This window comes from Campylobacter sp. MIT 21-1684, assembly GCF_026241315.1.
Classification (GTDB): Bacteria; Campylobacterota; Campylobacteria; order Campylobacterales; family Campylobacteraceae; genus Campylobacter_D.
In genome coordinates, this window is the sequence record NZ_JAPHNA010000026.1 from 1 (window position 1) to 11,904 (window position 11,904).

General features: G+C 28.8%; 11 protein-coding genes. 8 read left to right on the forward strand and 3 right to left on the reverse strand.

Translation table 11 applies throughout. The features are described 5' to 3' along the window. Positions 1-190: 190 nt before the first annotated feature. The 3 genes from icmH to tssJ are packed head-to-tail and all read right to left on the reverse strand — an operon-like array spanning position 191 to position 2,825. Positions 191-958, reverse strand: a complete 768-nt coding sequence (icmH, locus tag OQH62_RS07900) for a type IVB secretion system protein IcmH/DotU (RefSeq protein ID WP_266015944.1) — start codon at positions 956-958, stop codon at positions 191-193. 9 nt (positions 959-967) lie between these two features. After that, positions 968-2,362, reverse strand: a complete 1,395-nt coding sequence (tssK, locus tag OQH62_RS07905) for a type VI secretion system baseplate subunit TssK (RefSeq protein WP_266015946.1) — start codon at positions 2,360-2,362, stop codon at positions 968-970. Between the two features lie 19 nt (positions 2,363-2,381). Further along, on the reverse strand, positions 2,382-2,825 hold the full coding sequence (gene tssJ / locus OQH62_RS07910; RefSeq protein WP_266015948.1) for a type VI secretion system lipoprotein TssJ: 444 nt from the start codon (positions 2,823-2,825) through the stop codon (positions 2,382-2,384). 104 nt (positions 2,826-2,929) lie between these two features. On the opposite strand from tssJ, the gene OQH62_RS07915 reads away from it, so the two are divergent. The 8 genes from OQH62_RS07915 (at position 2,930) to OQH62_RS07950 (ending at position 11,866) form a co-directional block, all read left to right on the forward strand. Further along, positions 2,930-4,207 (forward strand): type VI secretion system domain-containing protein, encoded by a 1,278-nt coding sequence (locus OQH62_RS07915; protein ID WP_266015950.1) that lies wholly within the window; start codon positions 2,930-2,932, stop codon positions 4,205-4,207. Positions 4,208-4,271: 64 nt separating this feature from the next. After that, complete coding sequence (gene tssB / locus OQH62_RS07920) at positions 4,272-4,754, forward strand: type VI secretion system contractile sheath small subunit (protein WP_266015952.1); 483 nt, start codon at positions 4,272-4,274, stop codon at positions 4,752-4,754. A gap of 8 nt (positions 4,755-4,762) precedes the next feature. Beyond that, complete coding sequence (tssC, locus tag OQH62_RS07925) at positions 4,763-6,217, forward strand: type VI secretion system contractile sheath large subunit (protein WP_266015954.1); 1,455 nt, start codon at positions 4,763-4,765, stop codon at positions 6,215-6,217. Between the two features lie 2 nt (positions 6,218-6,219). After that, the gene (locus OQH62_RS07930) at positions 6,220-6,612 is read left to right on the forward strand and encodes a GPW/gp25 family protein (protein ID WP_266015956.1); all 393 of its coding nucleotides are present in this window, start codon (positions 6,220-6,222) and stop codon (positions 6,610-6,612) included. Beyond that, entirely contained in the window at positions 6,612-8,336 is a 1,725-nt protein-coding gene (gene tssF / locus OQH62_RS07935) for a type VI secretion system baseplate subunit TssF (protein WP_266015958.1), read from the forward strand. Before OQH62_RS07930 ends, tssF begins: the two co-directional genes overlap by 1 nt. Continuing rightward, on the forward strand, positions 8,333-9,235 hold the full coding sequence (locus OQH62_RS07940) for a type VI secretion system baseplate subunit TssG (RefSeq protein ID WP_266015960.1): 903 nt from the start codon (positions 8,333-8,335) through the stop codon (positions 9,233-9,235). The genes tssF and OQH62_RS07940 overlap by 4 nt, the downstream gene beginning before the upstream one ends. A gap of 275 nt (positions 9,236-9,510) precedes the next feature. Further along, a complete protein-coding gene (locus OQH62_RS07945) occupies positions 9,511-10,098 on the forward strand; it encodes a hypothetical protein (RefSeq protein ID WP_266015962.1) in 588 nt (195 codons plus the stop codon). Beyond that, positions 10,082-11,866 carry a hypothetical protein gene (locus tag OQH62_RS07950; RefSeq protein WP_266015964.1) on the forward strand — a complete coding sequence of 595 codons (1,785 nt, stop codon included), beginning with the start codon at positions 10,082-10,084 and terminating at the stop codon, positions 11,864-11,866. The genes OQH62_RS07945 and OQH62_RS07950 overlap by 17 nt, the downstream gene beginning before the upstream one ends. Positions 11,867-11,904 lie beyond the last annotated feature (38 nt).

The following is an 11,904-nucleotide window of genomic DNA, read 5'->3' on the forward strand; positions in this document are numbered from 1 at the left end:
ACAGAATATAAAGGATTGATAAAAAACAAACTCATAATAAAAGATGGATTATAAAGAAAGATTAATACAATAGTATTGATATGTTTTAAAAAGACTGATAAACGCAGAGAAAAATGTAAAAAACCAATGAACTTTATAAAATACAAAAAAAAGAATTGTAAGCAAAATTTGAGAAAGGAAGATCTTAATCTCAACGACTTTTGATAATTTCATTCACATTGTTTTGTATTCGTATGTTATTAACTTCAAGATCAAATACAACATAGACAAAAACTCCCACAATAATACATAGAGGCAAAGAAATTAAAATTTTTTTAAGATACACTCTTTGAAAATTTTGCCAAAAACCCTCTTTGGTAATTCCATTATAAGCTTTTGTAAAGGCTAGTTCTTCACCAACATCATATAATGGTGTGAGTGAAGAAGCGATATTATTGCAAAAGAATAAAATTCTCTCTTCCACATCTTTATTATTTGAGTATTTGCCTTTATAACCAAATACAAGACAGGCATAAATAAATTCTAAAAAATCTTTATTTTTTGCAGGATTATTAAGCCAAGAAGATGTTATATCATAAAAGTTATCCCCTCCTAAGGTTTCGTCAAATAAACGCACTGTTAGTGTATTGTTTGCCCAAGAGCTATTAATAAAAAGTTCATTTTTCATTAACATCTCATCAATAAAAACACAAAGGCAATATCTAAGCCTAATAATGTCTTTCTCATCATATTCTTTTAAAGCGCTAAGTTTGGAGCTCCAAGTCAAAATATCATTGACAATTTTTTCTCTAAGGGATTCTATAGCGCTTGTATCAAGTAAGCTTACTTTAGATAATCTAAAAGAAAGCAAAAGGAGTTCTAAACAATAATCAACAACTTTATTGTTTTTAAGCCCGCTTAAATCAGAGCTTAAAAGTAAGCTAAATTCTTGTGTTTCTGTATTTGATTGTTTTTGCATTTTATTTCCTTAAAACACTGCCCACATTTTTATATCAGGGTTTTTAATATTATGCGTGAGGTAGATACTTATAGCGTTTTCTCCTTTAAAATGTTTAAACAATTCATCTTGTTTGTCTAGTTTATAATAAATATAACCATTTAAATAAGGGATGGCCGAAGGAACATTTGGAATTTGGATAATATTTAGTCCTTTAAGTTGAGTAGCTACTATATTTTTGATTTTGCTTTGCGTATGGATTTTACTTTGTGTTTTAAAGTTTTTTAACAAATATTCGTAATTAACATCAGCATTAATAGCTAAGAAAAGTTCAGCTTCTTCTAAAATTCCAGCGTTATCAAACAACAAATCGTAGAAACCGTTACCATTATCTATAAGTTTTGCCATTGAATATTTCGGAGAGGTGATTTTAGCAAATAAAATCTTTATATTATTAATTAAAGGAAAAAAAGTTTCATTTAAATTATCGTGTTGATAGGGAATAAATTCTAAAAAAGAATTTTCAACGCCAAATGCTCCAAGTTCTCCTTGAAATTCAATAAGTTTTTCATATAAATATTCAGGGTGTAATTTATCTTTGTGGATAAGACAAGAAAAAATTAAAAACCATTTTTTAAGAAGATTTAAAGATAAATAAGTGCTAAAATCTAAAGTGTTTTTTGTTTGGTCAATACCTTTGAAGATTCCTTCAAGTATTTCTTTGTGTTGTTTTATAGAATATAATGTTTCTTCTAAAAAAGACTTAACAATAGAAACTTTATTGATATTGATGCAAGTTGGGATAAAATTTCCTTCAAGTTCTATTTTTTTATTTGAATCTATATTTTTGATTTTAGCGATAGGAATCTCAAGTTCATCCGGAGTTGCATTACCTAAAATTCCGAGTTTCAATCTTAAGCTTGCAAGAGTTAAGTTGATTTTTTCTTGAGTAAAAGTTGTATTTTGTAAATCTCTTTCATCTTCTAATTCCTTTGAAATACTCCCACTATGGTCATCATAGATTCTTGAGGCAATAATGCTTCTTAAGGTCAGATATTTAGAATTAGGAAAATTATTTTGTAAAGCAACATCAATAATACTAGCAGTGCCCAAAGGAATCTTTAATACTATAACTGAATTTTCCAATGATTCATAATTGATTTCTAAAGGTTCTGGAAGTAAATCTTGTTCTGGAGCATTAAAAATGCTCCCATCTTTAGCTATTCCAGAAATTTTTTCTAATGCAATTTTACCCTGTATAAGCATTTCGTCAGAAAATTTTAAATCAATAATCCCATAAAGATTACTTGAGACTTCAATTGTTTTTAAATCTATATTTCTTTGGAAATATCTTTCTTGTTGTTCAAAATGAATTTTGTCAATATTTGAGCCATTAAACCAAGCAACTTTTAGTCGATTTGCCATAATGTTAATATCCTAGAATTCATTGGATTGCTTTAATTCCCTCTTGTGAGATTTCAAATTGTAGTGTTTTTTCACTCCAAAATCCACTTGCATCTTTCGTTTTTGCCCAAATTTTAGTTACTTTTTTTGTATCATTGGCAAATAAGGCTAAAATACCAATATAAGGAACTTCTTTGTCATCAACTTTTATTGCCACAATTTCGTTTTTTGGGGCAATTTGTAATTTAATTGAATCTATCTTATCTTTACCAAGAACACCATCTTCCCGAGTAATCAAATCTTCATCGCTTGCATTTTCAAATTTTTCAATATTCTCAAGTTTATAAATCATAAGGGTGATAGGGACATCATCAAGCCTATTGTTAAGATTTGATTTTTCGATATTACTAATTTTTACACTCACAGTGTTTGAGCAAGCCATAAATAAAAGACATAAAACTAAAATCAGTATTTTTGGATACATTAATAATATTTTCCTCTTTCAATTTTTCTAAACCTTTAATAAGATACTATTTTAGTATTTGATTGCTAAAATTTTTATAAAATGTTTGATAAGGAATTAGATCAATGCAGTTTTTTAGTCATTTAAAAGATAATTTGGATAACTTAGAAATTTATCATTTTCTTGAAGATGAGATGTCAAAATATAAAACATTGAATCACGAGGATATAAAATGGGACAAGGTCTATGAGCATTCTTTAGAGATCCTGCAACAATTTTCTATGGACGCTAGGATCTCTAATTATTTTGTTTTATCGTGTATAGCATTAAATAATGAAGAATCTTTTAGGATAATGAGTAAGCTATTTGAATTTTTGGTTGATATTTTGCAAAATTCTCCTCAAAATTTAGGGAAAAATGCTGGTATTTTAAATGCTCAAAAAAAGAAGATAAAGAGTGTTGTTGAACATTTTATAATAGAAACTGATAGACTTAATTTATCACATTATCCTCAAATTATAATAGATTTCAATCATACATTCAAGATTTTAGGAAAAATTTTAGAATGTGATTTTAAGGAGATTCAAGTTAAACAAGAGTTACAAAAAAGTGAAGTTATATCATCAACCGTAAAACAGGTTGAATTTCATACCCAAAGTCCAAATACCAATTCCTTAAATGATAGAGAATACAGAGTATTTTTTAATAATTTAGCTTTTGAACTTTTAGAAAATAATAAAGATAATCTTAATGCTTATGCTATGTTTGTTGAAGCAATGTGGGGGAGGATTAGAACGCTTCCTACTCATAATGAAGGTATTACTCAAATTAAGTGTCCAGATAAAAACTTAACACAAATTTTGCTTCAAAATGATACTGATGAATTAGAGCATATTAAGCGTTTTATGTCAAATCTTGTGTTAAATCCTTTTTGGATAGAGGGTTTAAAGTTTTTTTGTGAATTTTTACACAAGTATAATAGACTAAATGCTTCTAAATTGCTTAATACTTTGACTAGAGAATTTCTTATTCAATTCAAGGAGATTTCTAATCTTAAGTTTAGTAATGGCAAATCTATATGTGAAGAGCAGATTCTTAATTATTTTTTGAGGCAAGACATAGATTTTGATCATATAAAATCTAAAACAAAGAAAAACAAGCAGAATAAAATAGATGAAATTTTATTAGATATAAATACTCGCAATTATAATAATTCTTTATTTTCAGATATAAATGCTTTGATTGAGATGGCTAGACTTTTTGAAGAGAAAAATATGCAAAATAATGCTAGGATACTTTATATTCGGATAAAAGATTTAATGGAGAAAACATTATTGAAAGATTATTTATTAGAGGATTATTCAAAAATTACAATAAAAAGCGAAAAAAATGTAAAAACTTAGTTTAGATTTTTATATAATTTAGTTACAATACACTGAGAAAATTTAACAAAAAAAGGATTTGGTAATGTCTGATGGTTCTAATGCTCCAAAAGAGCGTATCAATATAACATACAAAGCAAAAACGAATGGGCAACAAGCAGATGTTGAATTGCCCTTAAAATTAATGGTAATGACAAATTTAACAGGAGGCAATAAGTTACCTTTAGAAGAACGAGAAACTCTGCAAATCAATAAGATTAATTTTAATCAAGTAATGCAGAAGTTAAACATTGCTTCTAAGTTTAATGTCAAAAATACTTTAGGCACAGGAGCAGAAGAGTTAGATGTTAATCTTAAAATTTCTAGTATGAAAGATTTTTCCCCCGATAGCATAGTAAGGCAAATTCCAGAACTTAATAAACTTATACAATTAAGAGAAGCTCTAGTAGCTTTAAAAGGACCTATGGGTAATATCCCAGATTTTAGAAAAGCAGTTTTGACTGCTTTAAAAGATAAAAAAACAAAAGAGAAATTGCTTTTGGAAATTAAAGAAGAAGTCAAAGAATAGGAGAGAAAATGTCAAATGATAAAGTGATTGATACATCTGTTATTGAAAGTATTATGGAGAAGAGTAAGTATTCAAAGAATGATGAAAGTTATAGTATAGCTAAAAGAGGTGTTGCTGAATTTATTTCTGCCATTGTTGAGAATGATGATGTAGAAGATAAAATCAATAAATTTGCTTTAGATGAGATGATAGCACATATTGATGATTTAGTATCTAAGCAAATGGATGAGATTTTGCATAATGAGGATTTTCAACAACTAGAGTCTGTGTGGAGAGGTTTGTATTTCTTGGTAGAGAGAACAGATTTTAATGAAAATATCAAAATTAATCTTTTTGATGTAACCAAAGAAGAAGCTTTAGAAGATTTTGAAAATAATCCTGATATTACTCAAAGTGTCATTTATAAAAATATCTACTCTTCAGAATATGGACAATTTGGTGGAGAACCTGTTGGTGCTATTATAGGGGATTATCAACTTAGTGCAAATAGTCCGGATATGACTTTTTTAAATAAAATGGCAAGCATTGCTGCAATGAGCCATTCACCATTTTTAACTTCTTGCGCCCCTAGTTTTTTTGGATTAGAAAATTATTCAGAATTAGCAAATATACAAGATTTAGGAGGTTTGCTCCAAGGTCCTCAGTATATGAGATGGAGAACATTTAGAGAAAATGAAGATTCAAAATATACAGGACTTATGGTAACAAGATTTTTAACACGTTCTCCTTATAGTCCTGAAGAAAATCCTATCAAAAGTTTTAACTATAAAGAAAATGTCCATAATTCGCATAATCATTTGTTATGGGGTAATTCAGCTTATGCTTTTGCTACAAGATTGACTGAAAGTTTTGCAAAGTATAGATGGTGTGGAAGTATTATAGGTCCAAAGAGCGGAGGGAGTGTGAAAGATTTACCAACTTATCTTTATGAAAGTTTTGGTACTATGAAGTCTAAAATTCCAACCGAAGTACTTATTACAGATAGAAGAGAGTATGAACTTGCTGAGGCAGGATTTATTACTTTAACTTTAAGAAGAGATAGTAATAATGCAGCCTTTTTTTCTGCAAATTCTGCTTTAAAGCCCAAAATATTTCCAAATACACCTGAAGGTAAAGAGGCAGAAACAAATTATCGTCTGGGAACACAACTTCCTTATATATTCCTTATATCAAGATTGGCACACTATCTTAAGGTCTTACAAAGAGAAGAAATAGGTAGTTGGAGGGAAAGGACTGATATTGAAAATGGATTGAATGAATGGGTAAGACAATATATTTCAGATCAAGAAAATCCCCCTCCTGAAGTCAGAAGTAGGAGACCATTTAGAGGAGCTCAAATTAAAGTAGATAATGTAGCTGGAGAGCCCGGTTGGTATAAGATAGCACTTAGCGTTCGTCCTCATTTTAAATATATGGGCGGGAACTTTGAACTCTCATTAGTGGGCAAACTTGATAAAGAGTAAAGATGTCGTTGCTTGGCAAAATTATTCATCAATTAGATGAGCAATGTCAAAACATTCCTTTCTATCAAAATGAATTTGAGGATATTAAGAACAATATTCAGGTTTTGCTTAATACGAAGTTAGATGATTGCATTGTAGCTAATGATTTTGGTTTGTCAAATGTTGTGGAATCTAACTTAAACGCAAGCGATTTGTGTTTTAAAATGGCTAAAGAGATTCATTTTCTTATAAGTAAATATGAACAAAGAATTAGAGTTTTATCTATTCATTATGACAATTCTTTAACACCTTGGCGAATTTCATTTTTTTTACAATGTAATTTTCTTGAAAATCATTTCAAAGAATTTAGTTTGGAAATTGTTTTTAAAAATGACAGATATTGTGAGGTTATTTAGTGAATAATGAAGATGTATTTTACTACCAAAAAGAGCTTTCTTCTCTCTATCAGACAAGAGAATATTTTGTCAAAAAATTTCCAAAACTCGCACCATTTTTAGCTCTTGATAGCAAGGACCCAGATATTGAGAGAATTATTGAAAATCTTGCTATTTTGACTTCTAAAATTCATCAAGAAATGGAGCAAAATATTCCCTACATAGCAGAATCTTTACTGAATGTAGTTTCTCCTAACTATACTAATCCACTACCATCTTTGTGTTTGCAAGAATTTTTTTTAAATAAAGATAGCAAAAAAAATAAGGTTGTTATTTCAAAAGGAAGTCGGCTTCAGTCCATTACCATAGAGCAAATTGAGTGTGAGTTTAGAACAGTTTATGATGTTTATCTTTACCCTTTAGATATTGATGAAGTATTTATGAGTAGTGAAAAACAATATCATACAATGGATTTAAGGCTAAAAATCAATAAGTCTGATTTAAAGATTTGCGATATAGGATTAGATTGTTTCAATTTATATCTTGGAGATGATATCTACACTTCTGCAACTTTACTTTTATTCATTCACCTCTATTTAGAGGAGATAAAAATTATCTCTTATGATACTTCTGAAGAATTTAAACTCAATCCTTACAACATTAAAGTAATAGGACTTGAACCAAATGAGAGTTGTTTAAATTATGATGATTTAGGGTTTGAGGCTTTTTCTTTGCTTAGAGAGTATTTTTTTATCCCTGAAAAATTTAATTTTATAAAAATACAAGGTTTAGATATTTTAAGGGATTGTCAAGGCAAAAATTTAAGCATTCAGTTTAAGTTTAATAAAATTTTTCCAAAGAACTGCATTGTTAGAGCAGATTTATTTTCTTTGAGCGTTACTCCTATTGTGAATATATTTCCTAAAAATGCAGAATCAATTATTAATGACCATACCAAAGACGGGTATAGGATTTTTGTAGATAGAGCACATTTAGATTCTTATGAAATTATAAAGATTAATCAAGTCAAAGCTCACAATAGCGATAGCGGAAGAAGGATTCTTAAAAATTATAAGAGTTTTGAACGTTTTGAGTTTTTAAAAGACAATCAAAATGAATTTTATAATATAAGTGTTAAAAAAAATTCTAAAGGCGAAACCTATAAAGAAATTTCTTTTTTTTCAGAATATTCTTACAATGAGATAATTACCATTGATGCTTTGTGTTGTAATAAGAATCTACCTTCAAAACTGAAGCTAGGCGATATAAATCATATTGATTTTCAAGATGTATCTACTAAAAATATTAAAACCCCAAGTATTATGAGAGAATATAGTGTTGATGGACATTTGCTTTGGAAGCTTGTATCTATACTCTCTTTTAATTATCAAAGTCTTCTTAATGTAGCTTCATTTTTTGGGGTATTAGAAAGTTATAGTTTTGTCAATGATAAAGAAAATGAAGAAACTTACAAGCGTTTAAAGAATTCTATTCTATATATAGATTCTAAATCTACCTATCTTATAGATGAATACATTACAAAGAAAGGAACGCTTTGTATAATGGGTATTAAGGATTCTAATTTTTATTCTTTGGGAGAGGTTTATAAATTAGGGCTTGTAATATCTAAATTTTTTGCTTCTTTTGTGAGTATCAATTCTTTTTGTGAATTAAAGATAAAATGCTTGGATAGTAAAGATATTTTGTATTATCCAGCTACTCGCGGCAAAAAAGTTTCTTTATGAACAATACAACTTATTTTACTTTCCACAGACTTCTTCACAGACTTCTTAAAAAATACGACAAAAAGGATATTTTTTTAAGAACTAATAAAAGCCTTAAACACCCTCATAAAGAAATTGAATACATTGAAGAGAATAAAGAATTTTTGATTGAAATAATGGTTAATTTTATGGGCTTACAAGGCAATACATCACAACTGCCCTCTTATATGCTTGATAGGCTCTCAAGGAATGAAGATGGAGGCTCTGGTTGGACCTTATTTTTTGACTTTTTTAATCATTATATTCTTTGGCTCTTTTTTGAAAGTGTGAATTTGAGGAATTATCCTAGAAGTTTCAAAAAAGACTTTAGCGATTCTATTTCAAAGATTTTATTTTTTATATTGGGTATTAACGATAGAGAAATAGCTAAAAATTATCTCCCTTTTGCACCTTTGCTTTTAAGCTCCTCTCGTCCTAAATATTATATAGAAAAAGTATTGCAAAGTAATTTTAATTTGCAAAACAAATTGTATATTATTGAAAATCTCCCGCATCAGATTCTTATCGCTCCTTCTCAAAAAAATAAATTAGGTGTTAAAAATAATGTTTTAGGTAAAAATTTTATTTTAGGAGGTAAATTCCTCTCATATCAGAGCAAAATAGGTGTTTATATCAAAGACATTGAATATTATACAGCCGTAGAATATTTGCCTAATCAAAATAAACACAAAGAACTCAAAGAGAGCATACTATTTCTTATTAATCATCAATTTTGTATTGACTTGTATTTGCGTATTAACCACAATGAAAAAATGAATTTTATTTTAGGTGATGAAAGCGTAGCAAAACTTGGATGGGGATTGGCATTGGGGAATTTTAAGAAAAAATACCATTTGATGTGTATCAAAATGTATGAATAAGTTTTTTGTATCTCTAATTAAGTAATTTCATTGTTTTTTTATGTTAGATTCTGATTTAATCATAAAAATTTAGGAGGTATTCCTTATGATTTTAGAATCTGATTTAAACTCATTACAAGTGAGAAAGTATGCGTAAAATAACCTATATTCTCTTAGCAATATTTGCAATCTTGATAGTACTTTTTATGACAGTACCTGAAAAGGTCTATTTTAGCTATTTTCTTCATATTCTCTTAATAATATTTGTAATCTTGATAGTACTATTTTTTATAACAATGCGTAAAGTGTTTTATGCAATCTTAGGCATATTTGCAATCTTGATTATAGTGATGATAAAAGGTTGTTATTATCCTACAAGCTATCGTGCTTTTATCCCTAAAGCTTTAGATTCTGACTATAAAGAATTCCAGAGATTGTGTAAAGAAGAGATAGGTAAGGTAGTGTATGCAAGACCTGTGGGAGAAGGGGTGAAGTTGGAGGATATGGTTTATCTTGACTTTGAAATACCATTAGGAGAGTTTGTATCTCTTATATTAGGAAGTGTAAAAGAAGTCCAACACGACTACTACTATATGTATATAGCAGGTTTTAGATACTATACAGGTTGGAGTGGGAAAACCTACATCATAGTGTTTGACACTACTAAACAATATATTGAATGCGAACCTTTACTCTATGGTAAAGATTGGAAAGAAGAATATGCTATAATAAAAAACATAGCTTTCAATAATAAAGAGTATATAGGTAAGGAATATGAAGAGATGATTTTTAATCCTAATATAAGTTGGAAAACTGTTATAGATAAATACTACGAAAAGCAACAAATTTTAAAACAAAGGAATTCCAATGACTCACACCCATAAATACTCTTTGGGTATTTATGTCAATAGAAATTTTACTTCTAATGGTGGTAGTGGTATGCCTCATGTATTTTTAGGATTAAAGAAAGAAAAAGTAAAATGCAATGAAGTGCAAATACAAATAAAACAAGAAATGTATGAATATTTCTTTAAATATAATATGCAAGAAAAAGCCAATGAATGTAAAAAAGAACTAGATACTATGCAATGCTTCATTAATGATACTACCCTAGAAGATTTACGACAAGAATTAAGCAAATATAACTATACTCTTACAAGTCATAAGAACTTTAAAACGTGGAGCGATACTGACTTAAATGACAACAAAGACTTTGACAAAGTTTTACGAGAAACCTTTAATAAAGATTTTACATTTCTTAGACAATGCTATGGGGATATTACAGAGCCATTCTTTATTTGGGTAAAAAATATCAAAAATATAGATGATAGTTACCTGCAAACTAAAATGAATTTTGATGAGTTTGAGAAGCTCTTTGGAGAATTTATACAATCGTCATATAGCAATACAGATTCTATTGAAGGTTTCTTTGGCTTTGGACCTTATGAATCAGGATTATTTAACAACTATGAAGAAAACAAACATATAACAGGTGGCAAGGTGTTTCAAAATAATCATTGGAATGATGATTTTAGAAAAGATATAGGTAAAAATACAAAGACACAAGATAAATACGATGAGATTCAAAGGGAATTTAAAAACAAACCACTCCCTAGAATCCCATTAAACACTGACGACAAACAATACCTCATTTACAGCAAAGACTTCACCCTTACTACACTTCGTCCTTTAAAAACATTCCAAGAACGCCAAAGCGAAGTAATGAGCATTAGCGAAAGTCAATATAAAGAAATCTGTAAAAGCATTCTTTTTCAAACTCTCTTAACAAGCGATAAAATAAGAGGAAATTCTAAAGTTTTTGGTGATACAAGAAATACATTTAAAGATTATAAGGTAGTGGGTAATTCTTGTGTTGATTTTGTAATGGATAAGCTTCAATTAATAGGAGCAAGTGAATTTGATAAAATAACCACTCTTGTCCCTTATGATGTTATTGTTCATATTCAAAATATGATATTTAATCGACATAATAACCGAAAAGGCACTTATAAAAAACCACTCTCTCAAGGTGATAGAATTTCTTTATTGCTCTACGATGTTGAACTTTACTACCAAAACTACTCTACGCTATGCAGTATGGATTCTACTTGGGGTTGTGAAGAGGGACTAAAAGCCTTCAATCAATATTGTGAATTTCTCTTACAAAGCAATCTTTTAAATGATACCAGACTCAATCGCCTCACAAATCATACTACCAATAACCAACTCAAATCTTTAGCAAGGAATGCAGAGATAGAAGCAAAAGAAGATGATGTTAATATGCATTTAAACACACATTTTTGTATAGCTTCTTACTTCCAAGACAGATTAAAATATATGCCCAATTTACAAACAGAAGTTGCTTTGATTCTTTATGATGAGGAAAAAAAGCAATACTTAAAAGCTGACTCTCAAAGTCAATTTGCTTTTAGCGAATTTAGCTATGATAGAAATACTCCTAGTCATAATATAGCCTTATGGTATGAACAGCCTATACTTTTTGAAAAAAACCCTTATCCTTTAGCAATACAAATTCAAGAAAATATTTTTAATGATTATCCAAAGTATTTTGCTCAAAGTATTGTAGGAGAACAAAAAGACTATGGAGATTATAGAGACTTTTTAAAACAAGAGAGAATAAGTAATGCCTAATATATTTACCGAAAGAAAAGATAAGGCAATACTAGATG

What these genes read in the sequence shown, in the direction of transcription:
- icmH (WP_266015944.1), bottom strand. Translation starts at nt 958, where the DNA reads ATGCAAAAACAATCAAATACAGAAACACAAGAATTTAGCTTACTTTTA.
- tssK (WP_266015946.1), bottom strand. Translation starts at nt 2,362, where the DNA reads ATGGCAAATCGACTAAAAGTTGCTTGGTTTAATGGCTCAAATATTGAC.
- tssJ (WP_266015948.1), bottom strand. Translation starts at nt 2,825, where the DNA reads ATGTATCCAAAAATACTGATTTTAGTTTTATGTCTTTTATTTATGGCT.
- OQH62_RS07915 (WP_266015950.1), top strand. Translation starts at nt 2,930, where the DNA reads ATGCAGTTTTTTAGTCATTTAAAAGATAATTTGGATAACTTAGAAATT.
- tssB (WP_266015952.1), top strand. Translation starts at nt 4,272, where the DNA reads ATGTCTGATGGTTCTAATGCTCCAAAAGAGCGTATCAATATAACATAC.
- tssC (WP_266015954.1), top strand. Translation starts at nt 4,763, where the DNA reads ATGTCAAATGATAAAGTGATTGATACATCTGTTATTGAAAGTATTATG.
- OQH62_RS07930 (WP_266015956.1), top strand. Translation starts at nt 6,220, where the DNA reads ATGTCGTTGCTTGGCAAAATTATTCATCAATTAGATGAGCAATGTCAA.
- OQH62_RS07940 (WP_266015960.1), top strand. Translation starts at nt 8,333, where the DNA reads ATGAACAATACAACTTATTTTACTTTCCACAGACTTCTTCACAGACTT.
- OQH62_RS07945 (WP_266015962.1), top strand. Translation starts at nt 9,511, where the DNA reads ATGCGTAAAGTGTTTTATGCAATCTTAGGCATATTTGCAATCTTGATT.
- OQH62_RS07950 (WP_266015964.1), top strand. Translation starts at nt 10,082, where the DNA reads ATGACTCACACCCATAAATACTCTTTGGGTATTTATGTCAATAGAAAT.